Origin of the sequence: Mesorhizobium sp. CA8, assembly GCF_020164955.1 — a bacterium.
Classification (GTDB): domain Bacteria; phylum Pseudomonadota; class Alphaproteobacteria; order Rhizobiales; family Rhizobiaceae; genus Mesorhizobium.
Genome location: NZ_JAIUHG010000004.1, coordinates 97619 through 115994, shown reverse-complemented (window position 1 = coordinate 115994; position 18376 = coordinate 97619). Strand labels below are relative to the sequence as shown.

At 63.4% G+C, this 18376-nt stretch carries 18 protein-coding genes; 8 read left to right on the top strand and 10 right to left on the bottom strand.

The genetic code is table 11. The features are described 5' to 3' along the window. The first annotated feature begins 17 nt into the window (after positions 1-17). The 7 genes from LB553_RS06365 to LB553_RS06335 all read left to right on the top strand — a co-directional run bounded on the left by LB553_RS06365 (position 18) and on the right by LB553_RS06335 (position 7029). Positions 18-1295 (top strand): ABC transporter substrate-binding protein, encoded by a 1278-nt coding sequence (locus LB553_RS06365; protein WP_224511632.1) that lies wholly within the window; start codon positions 18-20, stop codon positions 1293-1295. A 184-nt stretch (positions 1296-1479) separates the two neighbouring features. Further along, positions 1480-2403 carry a carbohydrate ABC transporter permease gene (locus LB553_RS06360; RefSeq protein ID WP_224511630.1) on the top strand — a complete coding sequence of 308 codons (924 nt, stop codon included), beginning with the start codon at positions 1480-1482 and terminating at the stop codon, positions 2401-2403. After that, positions 2403-3251: a carbohydrate ABC transporter permease gene (locus tag LB553_RS06355; protein WP_095769336.1), complete on the top strand. Its 849-nt coding sequence runs from the start codon at positions 2403-2405 to the stop codon at positions 3249-3251. Before LB553_RS06360 ends, LB553_RS06355 begins: the two co-directional genes overlap by 1 nt. A 3-nt stretch (positions 3252-3254) precedes the next feature. Then, complete coding sequence (locus tag LB553_RS06350; protein WP_224511628.1) at positions 3255-4322, top strand: ABC transporter ATP-binding protein; 1068 nt, start codon at positions 3255-3257, stop codon at positions 4320-4322. Positions 4323-4394: 72 nt separating this feature from the next. After that, positions 4395-4880 (top strand): hypothetical protein, encoded by a 486-nt coding sequence (locus LB553_RS06345; protein ID WP_224511627.1) that lies wholly within the window; start codon positions 4395-4397, stop codon positions 4878-4880. A 113-nt stretch (positions 4881-4993) separates the two neighbouring features. Further along, a complete protein-coding gene (locus LB553_RS06340; protein ID WP_224511625.1) occupies positions 4994-6433 on the top strand; it encodes an aldehyde dehydrogenase family protein in 1440 nt (479 codons plus the stop codon). Positions 6434-6453: 20 nt separating this feature from the next. Further along, the gene (locus LB553_RS06335) at positions 6454-7029 is read left to right on the top strand and encodes a DUF1349 domain-containing protein (RefSeq protein WP_224511623.1); all 576 of its coding nucleotides are present in this window, start codon (positions 6454-6456) and stop codon (positions 7027-7029) included. A 97-nt stretch (positions 7030-7126) separates the two neighbouring features. Here the strand turns inward: LB553_RS06335 and LB553_RS06330 are convergent, their stop codons facing one another. The 4 genes from LB553_RS06330 to LB553_RS06315 form a co-directional block, all read right to left on the bottom strand. Beyond that, a complete protein-coding gene (locus LB553_RS06330; RefSeq protein WP_224511620.1) occupies positions 7127-8410 on the bottom strand; it encodes an O-antigen ligase family protein in 1284 nt (427 codons plus the stop codon). Between the two features lie 27 nt (positions 8411-8437). Next, the gene (locus LB553_RS06325; RefSeq protein ID WP_224511618.1) at positions 8438-9529 is read right to left on the bottom strand and encodes an acyltransferase family protein; all 1092 of its coding nucleotides are present in this window, start codon (positions 9527-9529) and stop codon (positions 8438-8440) included. A 107-nt stretch (positions 9530-9636) separates the two neighbouring features. Further along, positions 9637-10815 carry a polysaccharide biosynthesis/export family protein gene (locus LB553_RS06320; RefSeq protein ID WP_224511617.1) on the bottom strand — a complete coding sequence of 393 codons (1179 nt, stop codon included), beginning with the start codon at positions 10813-10815 and terminating at the stop codon, positions 9637-9639. 186 nt (positions 10816-11001) lie between these two features. Further along, positions 11002-11679, bottom strand: a complete 678-nt coding sequence (locus LB553_RS06315) for a sugar transferase (RefSeq protein WP_224511615.1) — start codon at positions 11677-11679, stop codon at positions 11002-11004. A gap of 607 nt (positions 11680-12286) precedes the next feature. Here LB553_RS06315 and LB553_RS06310 point away from each other — a divergent pair. After that, positions 12287-12559 (top strand): exopolysaccharide production repressor exox, encoded by a 273-nt coding sequence (locus LB553_RS06310; RefSeq protein ID WP_224511612.1) that lies wholly within the window; start codon positions 12287-12289, stop codon positions 12557-12559. Here LB553_RS06310 and LB553_RS06305 read toward each other — a convergent pair. The 6 genes from LB553_RS06305 to LB553_RS06280 all read right to left on the bottom strand — a co-directional run bounded on the left by LB553_RS06305 (position 12533) and on the right by LB553_RS06280 (position 18334). Then, positions 12533-14428, bottom strand: a complete 1896-nt coding sequence (locus tag LB553_RS06305; protein ID WP_224511610.1) for an ABC transporter ATP-binding protein — start codon at positions 14426-14428, stop codon at positions 12533-12535. The genes LB553_RS06310 and LB553_RS06305 overlap by 27 nt on opposite strands. 8 nt (positions 14429-14436) lie before the next feature. After that, positions 14437-15414: an HPr kinase/phosphorylase gene (locus LB553_RS06300; RefSeq protein WP_224511607.1), complete on the bottom strand. Its 978-nt coding sequence runs from the start codon at positions 15412-15414 to the stop codon at positions 14437-14439. Then, on the bottom strand, positions 15411-17321 hold the full coding sequence (locus LB553_RS06295) for a lasso peptide isopeptide bond-forming cyclase (protein WP_224511606.1): 1911 nt from the start codon (positions 17319-17321) through the stop codon (positions 15411-15413). Before LB553_RS06295 ends, LB553_RS06300 begins: the two co-directional genes overlap by 4 nt. A 3-nt stretch (positions 17322-17324) precedes the next feature. Further along, positions 17325-17741: a lasso peptide biosynthesis B2 protein gene (locus tag LB553_RS06290; protein ID WP_224511605.1), complete on the bottom strand. Its 417-nt coding sequence runs from the start codon at positions 17739-17741 to the stop codon at positions 17325-17327. Further along, positions 17725-18024 carry a PqqD family protein gene (locus LB553_RS06285; protein ID WP_224511602.1) on the bottom strand — a complete coding sequence of 100 codons (300 nt, stop codon included), beginning with the start codon at positions 18022-18024 and terminating at the stop codon, positions 17725-17727. Before LB553_RS06285 ends, LB553_RS06290 begins: the two co-directional genes overlap by 17 nt. Before the next feature lie 157 nt (positions 18025-18181). Continuing rightward, positions 18182-18334: a lasso RiPP family leader peptide-containing protein gene (locus LB553_RS06280; protein WP_095769314.1), complete on the bottom strand. Its 153-nt coding sequence runs from the start codon at positions 18332-18334 to the stop codon at positions 18182-18184. Positions 18335-18376 lie beyond the last annotated feature (42 nt).

Genomic DNA, 18376 nt, shown 5'->3' with positions numbered 1-18376 from the left:
AAATGGGAGTCCTGAAGATGAAAAGACTGACCTTCATGTTTGCCGCCGTGGCCGGCCTGGCGATTTCCGCCAGCGGCGCGCTGGCCGACACCACCATCAAGCTGGTCGAGGTCATCACCAGCCCGCCGCGCACCGAATTCCTGAAGAAGCAGATTGCCGAATTCGAGACGGCGAACCCGGGCATCAAGGTGGAGGTGGTCTCGCTGCCCTGGGGCCAGGCCTTCGAAAAGTTCCTCACCATGGTGCAGGCCGGCGACACGCCCGATGTGGTCGAAATGCCCGAACGCTGGATGGGCCTCTACGCGAACAACGGCCAGCTCGAGGATCTCGGTCCCTTCATGGCCAAATGGCCCGACGCCAAGACGCTCGGCGACCGCGCCAAGCAGTTCGGCTCGACCGTCAACAACACCCAGTTCATGATCCCCTATGGCTATTATGTGAACGCGCTGTTCTGGAACAAGAAGCTGTTCAAGGAAGCCGGCCTCGACCGTCCGCCGGAAAACCTCGACGAGTTCGTCTCCTTCTCCAAGAAGATCTCCGCCATCCCCGGCAAATACGGCTACTGCCTGCGCGGCGGCCCTGGTGCCTTCAACGGCATGCACATGTTCATGAACATCGCCGACGGCAAGGGCGGCTATTTCACCGACGATGGCGTCTCGACCATCAATGACGAAGGCTCGGTCAAGGGCCTGCAGATGCTGGCCGACATGTACAAGAACGGTCTGGCGCCGAAAGATTCGGTGAGCTGGGGCTTCAACGAGACGGTAACCGGCTTCTATTCCGGCACTTGCGCCATGCTCAACCAGGATCCGGACGCGCTGCTCGGCATCGCCGACAAGATGAGCGCCGACGACTTTGCGGTCGCGCCGCTTCCCGTGGGTCCGAGCGGCAAATCCTACCCGACGCTCGGCTATGCCGGCTGGGCGATGTTCGCCAATTCCCAGCACAAGGACGAAGCCTGGAAGCTGATGGCGACGCTGCTGTCGCCCAAGGATAATCTGGAATGGGCCAAGGAAGTCGGCGTCGTGCCGATCCACAATGGCGCTGACCAGGACGCGCATTTCAAGACCGAGCAGTTCAAGGGCTGGTTCACCGAGCTCAGCGACAGCTCCAAATATGAAATGGTGACGCCGCCGACGCATCTGGAGAACCTCGGCAACTTCGTCGACCAGGTGGCGATCAAGAATTTTCAGGAAGTGCTGCTCGGCCAGAAGCCGGCCAAGGATGTCGCCGACGAATGGGCCAAGTTCCTGACCAAGGAACAGCAGGACTGGATGGCGAAAAACAAGAAGTAAGCTTCTTTCCTTCTCCCCGTTTACGGGGAGAAGGTGTCACGAAGTGACGGATGAGGGGCGGCGCCACACCTTCATAAGTTCGCGCTGCCCCTCATCTGCCTGCCGGCATCTTCTCCCCGTTGAACGGGGAGAAGGACGCTGTCGCCGTCCCCGGCACCCACTCACCACCGTAGAGCCAAAACGTATGACCTACGCCGTCTCCGAAATCCGATCCGCCGCCCGGCCGCGAAAGCAACGGCTGAGCAAGGCCGCGATCGAGCCGTGGCTCTATCTATCGCCGGCCATCGTCCTGCTGATCCTGGTGCTACTGGTGCCGCTGATCATCGGCATCAGCTATTCCTTCCGCAAATTCTCGGCCTTCAAGTCGCAATATGTCGGCCTTGCCCAATACCAGGCGATGCTCTCCGACCAGGTGCTCGGCCAGGCGCTGATCAACACGTTGTGGTGGACGGTTGCCAGCCTGTTCTTCCAGTTCTTCCTTGGCCTGGGTCTCGCGCTGCTGCTCGACAAGCCCTTCTACGGCCGCAAGGTCGTCCAGGCGGTGGTGTTCCTGCCCTGGGCAGTGCCGTCCTTTCTCTCAGGCCTCACCTGGGCCTGGCTGTTCAACCCGATCATCGGACCACTGCCGCATTGGTTGTTCGCGCTTGGCCTGAAGGCGGAGCCGACGAACGTGTTGTCCGATCCCGCCACAGCCATGTGGGGGCCGATCGTCGCCAACATCTGGTTCGGCATCCCGTTTTTCGCCATCACGCTGCTGGCGGCGCTAAAGTCGATCCCCTCCGAGTTGCATGAAGCGGCGGCCATCGACGGCGCTTCGCCCTGGCAGCGCTTCACCAAGGTGACGCTGCCCTTCCTGGCGCCGACCATCGTCATCACCGTCATGCTGCGCACCATCTGGATCGCCACCTTCGCCGACCTGATCTTCGTCATGACCGAGGGCGGGCCGGCGGGCTCGACCAGCACGGTGCCGGTCTACATCTATGTCAGCGCCTTCAAGTCGCTGGACAAAGGCTACGCCTCGGCGGTTGCGGTGCTGCTTCTGGTGCTGCTGATCGCCTACGCCATCGGCCTGATCGCCATCCGCCGTACCCTGGTGAGGCACGTCTGATGATCGCCGGTCGCTCCACCTCCTCGCGCATCTTCGGCGGCATCGGTCTCTACGGCGCTATCGCGGCTTACGTGATCTTCGCGCTGTTTCCGATCTTCTGGACGCTGAAGATCTCGGTGACGCCCGAACGCCTGCTCTATTCCGAAGGCATCACCTTCTGGCCGTCGCAGACGACTTTTCAGAACTTCGCCACCGTGCTCGAGGCCTCAGACTTTCCGCGCTATTTCCTCAACAGCGTCATCGTCTCGGTGTCGACGGCCGCCTTTGTCACCGTCATCGCCACGCTTGCCGGCTATGCCATGTCGCGCTTCACTTTCCGCGGCAAGGCGACTTTGGCGATCCTGTTGCTGCTCACCCAGACCTTCCCGCTGGTCATGGTCATTCCGCCGATCTACCGCATCATGGGCGATCTCGGCCTCACCAACAGCCTGATCGGCCTGATCATCATCTACACCGCCTTCAACACCGCCTTCGCAACCTTCCTGATGCAGTCCTTCTTCGACGGCATCCCGAAAGACCTGGAGGAAGCGGCGATGATTGACGGCTGCACCCGCGCGCAGGCGATGCGCCGGGTGATCGTGCCGCTGACCTTGCCCGGCATGGGCGCGACGCTGGGCTTCGTCTTCACCGCCGCCTGGAGCGAGTTGCTGTTCGCGCTGATGTTGATCTCCAGCGACGAGCAGAAGACCTTTGCCGTCGGCCTGCTCACCTTCATCGGCAAGTTCGCCGTCGACTGGGGGCAGATGATGGCGGCCTCCATCCTGGCGCTGATCCCGGTCTGCGTCTTCTTCGCTTTCCTGCAACGCTATCTCGTCACCGGCCTCACCGCCGGCGCGGTCAAAGGATAAAAGATGGCTTCCGTCACGCTGCAAAACGTCGAGAAGGATTACGGCGCGCTGCGCATCCTGCACGGCGTTGATCTCGAGATCGCCGATGGCGAGTTCGTCGTGCTGGTCGGCCCGTCCGGCTGCGGCAAGTCCACGCTGCTGCGCATGATCGCCGGCCTGGAGGAAGTCACCGGCGGCGAGATCCATATCGGCGAGCGGCTGGTCAACGATGTCGCGCCGAAGGACCGGGACATCGCCATGGTGTTCCAGTCCTATGCGCTCTACCCGCATATGGATGTCTCCTCCAACATGGGCTTCAGCCTGCTTTTGAAGAAGGCCGAGAAAACGACGATCGACGGCAGGGTAGGTGCTGCCGCCAGGCGGCTCGGCCTCGACGCCTATCTCGGCCGACTGCCGCGCCAGCTTTCCGGTGGCCAGCGCCAGCGCGTCGCCATGGGCCGCGCCATCGTGCGCGACCCCAAGGTGTTCCTGTTCGACGAGCCGCTCTCCAACCTCGACGCCAAATTGCGCGTCCATATGCGCGCCGAGATCAAGGCGCTGCATCAGCAGCTCAAGACCACTTCGGTCTATGTCACCCACGACCAGGTCGAGGCGATGACCATGGCCGACCGCATCGTCGTCATGCATGACGGCTATGTGCAGCAGGTCGGCCGCCCGCTGGAGCTTTACGACCGTCCGGTCAACACCTTCGTCGCCGGCTTCATCGGCTCGCCGGGCATGAATTTCTTGCCGGCTAAGGTCGCCAAGGGTGGCAAGGCGGATGCCGTGCTCGCCGATAGCCAGAAGCTGCGGCTGCCGGATGGCCTGCCGCTGAGCGATGGCGACGACCTCACCATCGGACTGCGGCCAGAGCACATCAAGCTCGTGGATGACGGCGCGCTGAAGGCCGAGGTCGAGGTGGTCGAGCCGCTCGGCCTGTCGACGCAGTTCTATGTCAGGCTGTCCAACCAGCAGGTCTGCGTCTTCGTCATGGGCCGCAGCGATGTGAGGCCGGGCGACACGATCCGCCTCGCCGCCGATCCGGCTGCGCTGCATCTGTTCGATCCGAAGAGCGGAAATCGGATCGGCTAGACTGTCGTCGATGCGGGGCGAAAGGCCCTGGGCTAAAATCGCACCTGTTGATTCGTCTCGACAGGAAAAGGCATGAGCAAGGCCCTCGGCACATTCGCACTGATCACGGTTCTGAGCGCCTTGCTGATGGCGCTGTCATTGGCCGTGGCGAGGCACGGCTACCCCTATGGCGCGTTCGGCGTGAAGCGTCTCGACGGTATTGCCGACGCCGGCTCCTTCCTTGCGATCGCCGCCGTCTATTTTTTCGGCGCGATGCTGATGATGATCCTGCCGATCCGCGCCGCCGGCATCGTGCTGACGCATGCCGCCGATGCGGTCTTCTGGGCGACGATCATGCTGTTCGCGACCATCGTCGGCTCGCTGGCCGCCAGATGGGCCTTCGGCCAGCATGAGGTGCTTTGGGGGCTCTTCAACTGGCGCTTCCTGTTCGTGGCAGCAATCGTAGCGGCGCATCTCACCATGAACGAGCTTCGCCGCAACGTCCTGCTCAGAAGCCTGTTCTTCGTCATCTTCGGCGCGGTCACGCTCGCCTGCCTGTTCTGGTCGTTCTCGACCTGAGTCCTAGCTTTGTCGCATAGGCGGGTAGACCTCCTGCCAGGCAATGGCTATATCTTTTGTCTGACAATTGACCCGGCCGATGGCTGTTGGGACCAAAACTCAAGGAAAACAACATGACCGTGCTGCGCAAGAACCTGATCGACGGCGAGTGGCTTGGCGAGGCCGGCTCGCGCAACATCAATCCCTCGAACACCAACGATGTCGTCGGCGAATACGCTTCGGCCGGCCCGGAGGAGGCAAAACAGGCCATCGCCGCCGCTAAGGCGGCCTTCCCTGCCTGGTCGCGTTCCGGGCCTCTTGCCCGTCACGCCGTGCTGAAGAAGACTTCCGACGAGATCATGGCGCGCAAAGACGAGATCGGCCGATCGCTCGCCCGCGAGGAAGGCAAGACGCTGGCGGAGGGCGTCGGCGAGACGATCCGCGCCGCCCAGATATTCGATTTCTTCGCCGGTGAGACGCTGCGCCTGTCGGGCGAGATGGTGCCGAGCGTCAGGCCGGGCGTCGGCGTCGAGATGACGCGCGAGGGCGTCGGCGTCGTCGGCATCATCACGCCGTGGAATTTCCCGATCGCCATTCCCGCCTGGAAGATCGCTCCGGCGTTGGCCTACGGCAACACGATCGTGTTCAAGCCGGCGGAACTCGTTCCCGAAAGCGCCTGGACCGTCGTCGATATCCTGCATCGCGCCGGCCTGCCCAAGGGCGTGCTCAATCTCGTCATGGGCAAAGGCTCGGTGGTCGGCCAGGCGATGCTCGATAGCCCCGACGTCAATGCCATCTCCTTCACCGGCTCTGTCGGCACAGGCAAGCGTGTCGCCGCGGCGAGCGTCGAGCATATGCGCAAGTTCCAGCTCGAAATGGGCGGCAAGAACCCCCTTGTCGTGCTCGATGACGCCGACCTCGCGGTGGCCGTCGATTGCGCGATCAACGGCGCCTATTTCTCGACCGGCCAGCGCTGCACCGCGTCCTCACGCCTGATCGTCACCGAGGGCATCCACGACCGTTTCGTCGATGCGGTGAAGGAGCGGTTGGACAAGCTCGTCATCGGCGACGCGCTCGATGCCAAGACCCAAATCGGCCCGGTCGTCGATCAGACCCAGCTCAAGCAGGACGAGGACTATATCGCCATCGGCCGCCAGGAAGGCGCCGAGCTCGCCTTCGGCGGCGAGCGGTTGGAGCGCGAGACGCCCGGCTTCTATTTGAGGCCGGCACTGTTCCTCGGCTCTACCAACGAAATGCGCATCTCGCGCGAGGAGATTTTCGGCCCGGTCGCCAACGTCATCCGCGTCAAGGACTATGACGAGGCGCTCAGCGTCGCCAACGACACGCCGTTCGGCCTCACCTCCGGCATCTGCACGACCAGCCTGAAGCACGCGACGCATTTCAAGCGCAATTCCGAGGCCGGCATGGTGATGGTCAATTTGCCGACGGCCGGCGTCGACTTCCACGTGCCGTTCGGCGGTCGCAAGGCCTCCAGCTACGGTCCGCGCGAGCAGGGCCGTTACGCGATGGAGTTCTACACCACGGTGAAAACCGCCTATACATTCGCCGGCTGATCCAATCCGGGAGCAGATCGATGAGCGTGGCCGACATGATATGGCTCAACCCGCCGCCGCACCACACGGTCGGCGAGGGGACGCTCACCGTCCGAACAGGCAAGGACACCGACTTCTGGCGCGAGACCTTCTACGGCTTCTGGCGCGACGACGGCCATTTCCTCTACCGTCCCGTCGAGCGTGACTTCAGCGCCGAGGTCACCGTCAAGGGCGACTACAAAGTGCTCTACGATCAGGCGGGGTTGATGCTGCGCCTGAGCGAAACGCACTGGATCAAGGCCGGCATCGAATACACCGACGGGCTGGCTTACTTCTCCGTCGTCGTCACCCACGACACCTCCGACTGGTCGCTGGTCGCCATCGCCGCCGGCAAGGATGGCGTCAGGATCCGCATGACCCGTCACGCCGAGGCGATCCGCATCCAATATCTGGACGCCTCGGATGGCCACTGGAAACCGGTGCGGCTGGCCTACTTCCCGATCTCGAAATCGGTCGATGTCGGCATGATGTGCTGCTCGCCGCAACGCGAAGGTTTCGAGGCGACCTTTTCCGATTTTGTGGTTGGTCCGCCGATTTCCAAGGAGTTGCACGATTAGAGCAATTCCAGGAAAAGTGTGAGCGGTCAGGTGGCGCCATCGGCGTAACCCTCCGCCCGGAATTTACGCCGCCGCCCACTTCCAGGAGTTGCCCCAATCAGACCGGGGCCGGCATACGGCCATTGGCAGGACTCTCGTCCTCGGCTGGAAGGGCCACTCTGCGGCGCCGGAAAGCCGGCAACGGAGTCAGCGTGAACAGGCCGTAATAGACGATGAAGGACGCCATGAAATAGGGGCCGAGCATCTCGACCTCGAAGAAGGAGCGGATCAGCATCAGCCCGGTCGCGCCGGCAAGCACCACCGAATCGGCGCTCCATTCCCCGAACACCACTTTCGACACATGACCGTAGAAAGAGCGCAGGATGACCAGCGCCAGCAAGGTGACGCCGACGAAGCCGATCTCGACCAGCGTCTCGACATAGGTGTTGTGGAAATGGAAGCCGGAGCGCGTAGAGATATAGAATTCCGCCCACAACCGCTCCGGATCGGCAAAACCCTGCACCCAATAGGCGGCATAGCCGTAACCGAGCAGCGGATGCTCCTGCGCCGCTGCCCAGCCCTGCTCCCAGAGATAGGTGCGGCCGGTGAGTGTCGAATCCTTGCCGAAGATGCCGAGCACGAAATCCAGCAGGCCAAGGTTGAGCGCTGCCGCGACGCCCGTCACCAGCGCCCCGGCGCCGATGATGAACAGCACGCGGCGATAGCGCAGCGACAACACCTTGGTCATGCTGAGCAGCATCACGATGCCGACCACCGCCGGCAGCGAAGCCACCGACGTCGCCGAATGGGCGATGGCCAGCATATAGACCGACAAAAGCATGACCGGCGCGGTCCAGACGAAGCCCAGCCAATTGCGCCGGTAGAAGACAAGGAATGCCAGGCAGAAGAAGATGCCGAGCGACGAGAAGAAGCCGATCTGGTTCTTGGAACCGAAGGCGCCGACGAAATTGACCGTGCCGTCGATCGTGTCGAGCGCGTAACCGCCGACTCCGAGTGAATACAGCAGAACGATGAAAGTGCCGATGAGCGAGCCCACCACCAGCGTGCGCACGCTGATTGTGCGCGCCGCGACATAGGCGCAGACGATATGCGAGGAATATTGCACCGCTGCGCGCGCGCTGATGCCCGCCGCCTGGGACCAGAACACCGAGAAGCAGACATAGGCCGCAAGCAGAATGGGCAGCCAGGCGCTGGATAGCCTCCAGGTGAAGCGCCGGTAATCGACGAACAGCAGCGGCAGCCAGACCGCGTAATAGGCGAGGATCAGGATCTGGCCGAAATTGGGCGAGTAGGCGAAAGCGACCATGGAAACCGCGACGGCGAAGGTGCCGTAGGTCTCGTTGCGATCGGGATCGATCAGAATGGATTTCGGAATCTTCATGCCGGATTTTGTCCGTTGAGCCCTTTCCTACGCCACGGCCCGGGCGCGCTGCATCTGCCGCTGCAGGAAACGCCGCACCGGCTCGTCATAGGCGCGCGTGGCGATATCGGCGATGACGACGACCGAGGCCGCCATCACGATGCCGAACCAGGGATGATGCGCGAACGGATCGATCGAGAAGGCTTTGCCGGCCCCGGCGATGATCATCAGCATCGGCGTGTGGATGATGTAGATCGGATAGGAAATCCGCCCGAGCCAGCCATAGAAGCCTGACAGAAGCGGCGCGGTCGGGGCCACCGCGCCGGTCATCACCATGATCGGGAAGGCGATGACGATTGCCGCGAGGTCGTAGACAACGCGCGCGCCGCCCGCCGGAGCGATGGCGAAGACGGCGAGCGTGAGCAGGATCGCGCCTTCGACCCACAAGCCGTGCCGCAGGAAGCCGAGGCCGCCCTGCCAGCGCGTCATCGACCGGCAGAGCAGCACGCCCAGGAAGAAGGAGAATGTCACCCGCGGCAGGCCGCTGAGGATGGTGTTGCCGGTCATGCCGAAATCCAGCGTGCCGGCGAGGATCGAAGCGACGACGAGCAGCACGAGGCTGACGGCGACGATTCCCGTCAGCACGCGCCGCGACAAGAGCACGAAGACCGCGACATAGGCGATGTTGACGATGAGCTCGAAGAACAGCGACCACGACGCCGGATTGAGCGGGAAGATCGTGTGATAGGCGTCGCTGACCAGCGGGATGAAGAACATGCCGGTCGTCAGTTGCATGCCGATTTCGGACAACGGCATGTATTCGGCGGGCATCAGCCTGTTCTTGACCAGCAGGTAAAAGAAGCCGAGCAGCGTGCCGGCCAGATAGAGCGGATAGAGCCGGATCAGGCGGACGGCCACGAACGCGCCGAAGCCCATGCCGTTCTCGATCTTGCGGTCATAGGCATGCGCGATGACGAAGCCGCTGAGCAGGAAGAACAGATCGACCGCCAGATAGCTCGACGGCAGCACCTTGCCGTCGGCCAGGAATGGCGAGAAGTGGTAGAGCATGACGCTGATCGCCGCCACGCCGCGGATGGCGTCGAGATTGAGATACACATGACGCGGGGCTGCGGGCTGCATGTTATGCCTTCAAGCGGTCCAAACAGATCGCTCGCCCGCGCTGCGCGCGAACGAGCCTGGCCCGCATCCGTTCCCGGCTTCGCCTGGACGATCCCGGGCCGGCGGCGCTACTGGCTGGCCGTCGGCGCCAGCTTGACCTTGATCACATCGCCCGGCAGGACAGGCGTGTCTTCCTTGGCCTCGACCTCGCTCGTCTTGCCATCGGCAATCCGCACCAGCGAATAGAGCAGGGCCGGCTCCTGGTCGCCGGTGACGCTGGCCGCCGTCGCGGGGTCCGATGCCTGCGCGATCAGGCCCTTCTGCATGCCGGCCTTCAATGTCGCCTCGTTCAGGTCGGCCTCGGTCTGCTGACGGCTGGTGGTAAGGGCGGAGTTGAGCGAGTTCTTGGCGTCGATGGCATCCTGCTCAGCCTTGCTGATCGACTGCTTGGCGGTGAGGATGGCCGTCTCATAGTCGAGGATCTTGCCCTGCAGGTCGGTGACCGACTGTTGCGAGGAAAGCAGGCGCGCATTCGCGACCAGGCCTTTCTGCGCCAGCGGACCGATGCTGTCGGCCTGCTTCTCGGCCAGGTCGACCTGCTTCTGCTGGTTGGTAATCTTCTTCTGCAGCGATTCGATTTCCGCTTGCAGAACGCCTTTCAGGTCGTCGAGAGCATCGAGCTTCAGCTTCAGCGATTTCTGGTCGGAGACCAGGATCGCCATTTCGTCGGCGACGATGGTCGCCAGTCTCGGATCGCCCTCGATCTCCTTCGGCACCTCGAAACTCGTCTTACCGGCAAGGTCGGCATCGATCCTGGCCCGCTTGACCAGCAGGCGGATACGTTGGTCATCATAGATGTCGAAGCTGCCCTTGGCGGTGACCAGATCTTTTCCGAGTTGCGGACCATAGTCGGCGTTGCGCCTTATGCCGCCGGCAATGCTGATTGCCTTGAGCACGGTCAGATCGGGCACGAAGGGAAACTGGCCGGGATTCTGGACCTCGCCCGAAATGTAGAACGGCCGGAACTGCGCCATCTCGACGGACGCTTCCGGCTTGTCGGGTAGCGCCAGCTTACGCTGCAGCGCGAGCCCGATCGCCGAAGCGATCTCCGCCGTCGTCTTGCCGGCGGCCTGCAGGTTGCCGACGAACGGCACCGACAGCGTCCCGCCCGGGCCGATCGAATACTCGCCATTGATGGCCGACCAGTCGCGGAACGTGCCGTCGACCGTCTGCCATTCGGCGACGCGGATGTTGAGCTTGTCCAAGGGGCCAAGCTGATAATCGCCGGCGGCGGCGAACTGCGGCATGGCCAGCGACGCCGCAAGCAAGACGCCCGCGAAGCGGGCTGGCGTCCGGGATATGAGACTGCAGGCGAAAGACAGTCTGAGGAGGTATTTTGTCAAATGAACGTTTCCGATCCGCTTTGGCCCATCCGCCCGATGAGATCACTGCCGGATGCCTGCCCCCGAGTTCGGCGGAGCAGGCCCCGTCGGTCAATAGCTGCCGCGCGACATCCACACGGCAGGAACCGTCTTGAAGATGATGCGAATATCCTGAAACAACGACCAGTTCTCGACATAATGGCGATCGAAGGCGACGCGCGTGTCGTAGGACACGTCGTTGCGGCCGCTCACCTGCCACAGTCCGGTGAGACCCGGGCGCGACTTCAGGTAGTAGACCGCGGCGCTGCCATAGATCTCCAATTCGTCGCGCACGACCGGGCGCGGGCCGACAAGGCTCATGTCGCCCTGCAGGATGTTGAGGATCTGCGGCAGCTCGTCCAGGCTGAGCTTGCGAAGCACCTGGCCGACGCGGGTGACGCGCGGATCGTTCTTCAGCTTGCGCGTCGCGATCCATTCGGCATTGGCTTCCGGATTGGCCGCCAGATACGCGGCGAGCACGCGCTCGCCGTCCGGAACCATGGTGCGGAATTTGAGGCAGGAGAAGATCCTGCCGCCGCGGCCGATCCGCTTATGGCCATAAAAGATCGGACCGTTGTCCGAAAGCTTGACCAGCAGGGCGATCATCAGGAAAAGCGGGCTGAGCAGGGCCAGCCCTGCCAAGGCACCGACGATATCGAAGCTGCGTTTGATCAGACCGCCGATGGGGGGTGGAAAATCAACGCCGACCTGCGCAAAACCCGCATTAGCCGACTTGGCGACGTCCCTCATGCAGAAGCTCCATACGTTGAACGGATGGTTTACGGCAAGATACCAAAAAAATGCTGCAGCGCAACACACAATTTCCCATCTTCTTGAAATGTTCACGTCATGAATTGACTAAATAATAAACCTGTCATGCCCAAATTTTCACCTTTGTGGCACGTTTATGACAAGGTGAGAGCAAACCAGGAAAATGTAGCCCGCCTTTCGGGCCATTTTTGGGCAGTGCATTCTTTGCTGCAGAAGAAATGCGGTTGCAGGACGCTGGAAGCACTCGTCAGGGTAAGTTATTCGGGTAAAATACTAATCAAAGTGGCAAGTTTTACTGAACCGACAGGCGGCTCATTGATTAGCTGCCGGAGCCAGAGTGTGCGACGCAGCATGGCAGAGTCGATCTCGTAAAATCATTGGAAACCATACCTGCACGGCCTTGCTCCGACCGACCCGCCTTAATAGAGTCGCAAATTGTTCCTGTCATAGTCTGCATGGGTAAGGAAGGCCGGAAGCAACCGGCCGGATTGGGCAGCCATAAAGAGCTCTTTGGCGCAACGGGGAGTTACGCGGGTGGGTAAGTCGCAGCTTCTGCATGCTCGTATCGGTTGAGGAACCGGCGAACATGTCTCTGCCAAAATTCATCATAGGAATGATGTTCGCACTGGCGATCGTCATCGGCTGGTCCTATTTCGATGGCGCCTCGGCGGGCACCATCCTCCTTCGCGCGGTAGTCTGCGCCGTGATCATCCAGGCCGGCTATTTCCTCCTGGTCTTCGCCATGATCGGCAGAACCACGCCGACATCGGCCGACAAGGCCCGGGAGGCCGACCGCGGCATGGTCCTGAACAACGTCGCCGACGGCGAAAAGCTAAGCGCTAGGCGCGGCCTCCACTGAACGTTCGACCGGCGCCGGCACCAGTTCCGTCTCGACCGATGGCGCGCCGTCGCGCTCGGCCTGCTCGCCGGACAGCATCCTGGCAAGGCGACTGCCGGCTTTCGCCTTCAGCCGCCGATATTGTCCGACTTCGACGATGCGTCCGTTCTCTATAGCCACGACCCAGTCGGCAAAGGCGATCATCGACGGCCGGTGCGCGATGGTCAGGATCGTCATCCTTCCGCGCAACGCCTCGATCGATTGGGCGATCAGCGACTGATTCTGCCAGTCGAGCGCGCTCGTCGCCTCGTCGAGAATGAGCAGCAACGGTTTGCGCAGCAGCGCCCGCGCCAGGGCGATGCGCTGCCGCTCGCCGCCGGAGAGCCTGACACCGCGGTCGCCCACCATCGTCTCGAGCCGTAATGCCAGCCGCTCCACGAAATCGGCCGCATGGGCATTTCGCAGGGCCGCCCATAATTCTTCGTCGCTGGCCTCCGGCGCGGCAAGGCGCAGGTTGGCGGCGATCGTGTCGTGCAGCAGGAACACATCCTGAGGCACATAGGCCACCCGATCGCGCCAGGCCCTGCGGTTCCGGGCGGTGATTTCCACGCCGTCGGCGAGGATCTGGCCGCTGGTTGGTTCGAGCAGCCCAAGCAGCATGTCGGCGATCGTGCTCTTGCCCGAGCCGGAAGGGCCGATCAGCGCCGTCACCTTGCCCGCCGGCAGGCCGAAGGTGATATCGCTGACCACCGGTTTCCCATCGCCTTCGCCATAGGCGAAGGACACATCGCGGATGTTGAGGCCGGTCTCGAGCGAGAGTTTCGCTCCTTGTTCGGCCGCGTTCTCTTCCGTCTCCCGCTCGGCATCGAAGCGGGCCTGGAGATTTTGCATCGAAGCATAGGCCGGCAGGTTGATCAGCACCTGCTGCGTCTGGAGCTGCATATCCATGAAGCGCGGCGCGACGCGCATGAAGACCAGGAGCAGCACGACGATCTCGGCCAGCAACAGGTGGAAGCCGACCAACGCGATATAGATGAACAGGCTGAGCCCGATCACGCTCGTAACCTGGAACAGCGCGGTGCCGAGCGAGCTGTTGCGCACGAAAGCGATGTTGTCGGCCTTCATCCTGTCCAACGTCGCGCCGAGCTCGGCAAAGTAGCTTGCCTCGACGTTCAGGCTCTTGGCCACCTTGATGCCGCCGAGAAACTCGGAGACTGTGCGGTACTGGTCCTGGCGGTTGCCGGTCAGCGTGCGACCATAGGCGCTGGCGCGCGCCCTGAACGGTTGCAGGGCGACCAGCAGCACCAGCCCGACAAGGACGGCGAAGCACGTCATCACCGGCGAGATCAACAGCGAGACAACGAGATAGCCGGTGAGAAGCAGCGTCGCCTGGGTCAGCATCAGCAGCGAGAAGGCCGCCACCTGCACGCGGTCGACGTCGCCGTTGAGCGCATGGTCGAGATCGGAGCTGCGGATCCGGGTGAAAACGCCCCAGCGCGCCCTGCCGACGCTCTCGAACAGGTTCATTCGCACGCGGTTGACAAAGTCATAGAGCAGCCGCGCCATGTAGACCGACTTGAAGCGGTTGAAAATTGCTTGCAGCGCCACCAACGCGACAAGCAGTGAAAGCACGGTCGCGAGCGACAGCGTTCCGCCGGGCACCAGCCGATGCAAGGCCTCCGGAACCCGCACCGCATAGTCCTGGTCGGGTTTGCCGATCAGGCGCAGCAGCGGAACGAGCAGCAGGATGGAGATGCCTTCGGTGAGACTCCCCAGGATCAGGAAGGCAAGCGCCGTCGCCGTGCGCCGCCCGCCGACATGCGCCATCATGGCGCCGAAGCCGGCAACATCCCGGAAAAACGACAGGCGGAGTTTTGCGGACCAGCCCATGCCCTGGCTCATCGTGTCCCGGACGCCAGGTCGGTTTCGATCGCGGCGACCGCTTCGTCGATCCTGGCCAGTCCGGCCGGCACTTCGAGGCGGCTGACGCCGACCCGGCCGGCGACATGTGCGCATTGGCGCAGATGCGCGGCGGCAAAATCGCCGGGCAGCGCCTGCCGCCCGAACCGCGTGATGTAGGAGAATTTGATGATCGCCGGCAGCGCGGCGGCCCCGGTCAGCGGTGAGATCGCCGCCCGCGCGCCGCGCTCGAGCACATAGATGCGCGATACCGGCACTGCTTCTGCGGCAAATCCGTCATGCAAGCGGTGCTGCGCCTTGTCGATTTGCGGATGCACCTGCGGACGCACCTCCGCCTGCTCGAGGCGAATGGCGCCGGCCGCGTCCGCGGCGAGCTTGAGCTGCGGAAATCCGGGCAGGATCATCGGCCGCTCCGGATCGGACAAATCCAGCGCCACGACGTCGTCGGTGAGCAGCCGATGGCCGGCGCGGATCATCGCGCCCGCCGTCGTCGATTTGCCGGCGCCCTTGTCGCCCATGAAGATCACGCTCCTGCCGCCGACGGCAATGGCGCTGGCATGCAGCACGAGCAGCCCGCGCTGATGCAGGGCGAGCGCCATCACCGGCCCGAGCAGCGGAAAGGCAAGCAGCGGGTCGTCGACCCTAGGCGCCGGATCGACCTCGATCCGCCTGCCGCTGATCATGAAGGTGCCGACTGCCTGCCAGGAAAGATATTGGCGCGTCGCCTCAAATAGGAACGCCGTGGCGCGGTGCGATGCGGTCTCGGGAAAATCGACCGGTCCGACAGCGATCTCCAGGTCCGGCGTCGCCGGTGCTGCCGGCTCCAGTTCCGGCAAGGCCACCTCCGAGCTGACGACCAGCCCGTACGCCTTGTAGAAATGGCGGACGCGTCCGCCCGGCGCCGTGGTCGCGTTGGCGGGCTCGGGTTGCGCGAGGGAAGCAATCGGGAGATTCATGCCGGGCTTCCTTGGATTTGCCGCAGCCACAGCGACAGCGAAACCGAGCGCCAGACATGCTGGACGTCGGGCAGCGTCGCCTGCTCGGGCTGGCTGAGCAGGCGCTCATAGACCGCGTTCACTTCGGGCAGGTTGACATAGGGCGCGATCCGCTCGCTGTCCGATATCAGCAGCCTGTCCAGAAGCTCGCGATGGTTGCCGAGCATGCCCTTGACCAGGTTGGCGGTGAAGTCGATCTTGTCGCGCCGCCATTGCACCGCCGGCGGCAGGACGCCTTGCATGGCCCGGCGCAGCACATGGCGGCCAAAGCCGTCCTTGAGCTTGTCCTCGCCGGGCAGCGCCAGGCAGAATTCGACCAGCGGCTTGTCCCAGAACGGATAGCGCGGCTCGACGCCGAAATTGGCGGCGGCTTTGTCCAGCACTTCGAAGGCGTGCGGCACCAGTCCGGAGGACAGCAGCCAGCGATGCGTCAGCGCTTCGCTGGCGGTGACGGAGGCGGGCATGTAGCCGCTACGATGGAAACGCTCGGCAAGGTCGGTGCGCCGGGCAAGCTCCGGGTTGACCAGGCCCGTCCAGCCGCGTGCGGCTTGCGCCGGTCTGCGCCGCACCTTGCCGACGACGCGTCTGGCCATCGACCTCATCCGCGCGATCCGCCAGGCCGGCCCGTAGATGGTCAGGAACTTGAAATAGAGGGAAAACATGCCCTCGCCATAGGTGTTGGCGGCGCTGTGCAATTCGCGCCACAGCTCCAGCCATCGGCCGGCATTGGCGAGTTCGTGAAGGTATCCATGGCCCTGCGAGACGACCTCGTCGCCGCCATGCCCGTCGAGAAGCACTTTGACGCCCTTGGCGCCTGCCGTTCGGTAAAGGTCGCGGGTCAGCGACAGGCCGGGCGCCAGGAACGTGCCTTCCTGCTCCTCCAGGATGCGCTCGAATTCGGCGAAGGGCGCGTAATTGCTCACCGCAATCAACGTGGCGTCGAGCGGATTGTTGTCGAGCACCGCATCGATGAACGGCTTCTCGTCCATGGACGAGCCCTTGTCGAAGACTAGCGAGAAGGTCTTGAGCTTCGGGTTGCGCTTAGCCGCCGCGCGAAGACCGGCAACGCAAGCGATCGAGGAGGAATCGAGCCCGCCGCTCAGCATGGCGCCGACGGCCGGCGTGCCGCGCATGCGGTTCTCCACCGATTGCGCGAAGAGATGCCGGAATTCCTCGGCCGCGTCCGGGCGTGGCGGCCGCTGCGACGGCTGGATCTGCCAGTAGCGCCGCAGCACCACCTGGCGGTCCGCGACCGTCATGCTGTGCCGCGCCGGCAGGCGGAAGATCTCGGCATAGGGCGTGGCCTGCGGATCGTCCGGCAAGCCGGCAAGGAAGCCGGAAATCTGGTGTTCGCTGAGCCGCCTGCCGACGCCGTCCAGCGCCAGGATCGGCCCGATCTCCGAGGCGAAGGCGAAGCGCCTGCCGGTCGAATGATAGTAGAAGGGTTTGACGCCGAAATGATCGCGCGCGCAAAACAGCGTCTGGCGCTCGCCGTCCCATATCGCGAAGACGAAATCGCCCTGCAGATAGGTCGGACAGGCCTCGCCCCATTTGAGGTAGGCGCGCATGATGAGCATCGCGTCGGCCATCGACCGCTCGCGCAGGCCGAGCCGCGCCAGAAGCTCGTCGCGGTTGTCCAGCCGGCAGTCGGCGGTGATGGCGAGCTTACCGCCGGCCATCGTCAGCGGGCCGGGCCCGTCCTCACCGGTCGTGTCGAGCCAGGCGTGGCCGAGCGCCACGCTGCCCTCGGTCCACCAGGAACTGCCGTCGCTGGCGCGGTGGCGCATGTGCGAAAGCATCTCTTGGATATCGCCGGCCCCGGCCGGCCGGCCACTGTCGCTGAACACGATTCCGGCGACGCCGCTCATCGCTCACGACCCATGGTCGACCAGATGGGCAAATCCATTGATCGAGCCGCCAAGCACGATGTGGTTGCCGCTAATCAGCCAGGCATGCGCCTTGAGCTCGCTGCCGGTTCCTTTCTCGATGCCGATGCTGACCTTCGAGGCGTTGCCCTGACGGGCGAGCAGATATTGCCCCGACAGCGCCTGGGTGAGGCAAGTGGCGCCCGGCACGAGCCGTGCCGCGGCGGCAACGCCCCATGCGACACGCCGCAGGTCGGCGATGCCGGGGTCGCGCCTGGCGTCAAGCCGTGTCACCAGGCTGCGGACACGATTGTAGGAAGACAGCGTCAGCGCCAGCCGCACCGCGCTCACCACCGTCAGGCAGTGCGCCAGAAACAGCATCTCCCGGCCGCTCAGCGACCGGAGCCTAGACCAGTTCCTCATGGTGGAGCCTCGCAAGTCCTGCTTCGGTCAGCCCCTTGAGCAAGCCCTCGACATCGGCCTTGCAGCGCTCGGCATCGACATTGTAGCGCGCAAGCACGGCGCTGCGGATATCGAGGATCGATCGCGGCTCCTGGATCTGCTCCCAGATGAAGGCGCCGACGCTGTTCAGGCTGTAATAGACGTTGGATCTGAGGTGGAGCAGCGCCAATCCGGCGCCGAATTCACATGCGACCGCCTCGCCGGTCGCGATCACGCGGTCATGATCCGAGGGGTTCCACTCCATCCTAAAACCTCGTTGCTGGCCACCGCGCCCTTGGGCTCTTCGCCGCGGATCGGTTGCCGGCGATCCCCGGCAGGAAGCCGGGGGACAAAAAGCCCCCCGGCTCACCTGTTGGAGAGCATCCGGAGCCCCAACTTAGACATCCGGATGCCTGTAAGCTTTAAGAGAAGGTCAGCTCGCCGACCGGCGTGTGCGCGGGAAAGCTCGCGTCAAGCGCCGTCGTGCCAGCACCGCCCTGCGTGATCGTTTCAATCGAACCGTGAACCGTCAGGCTGGGGGTCTCGTACTCATGCTTTTCAACATTCTGTTCCATTCTACTCTCCAATTAAGGACCTGGAAGCGGCTGCAGAATGCC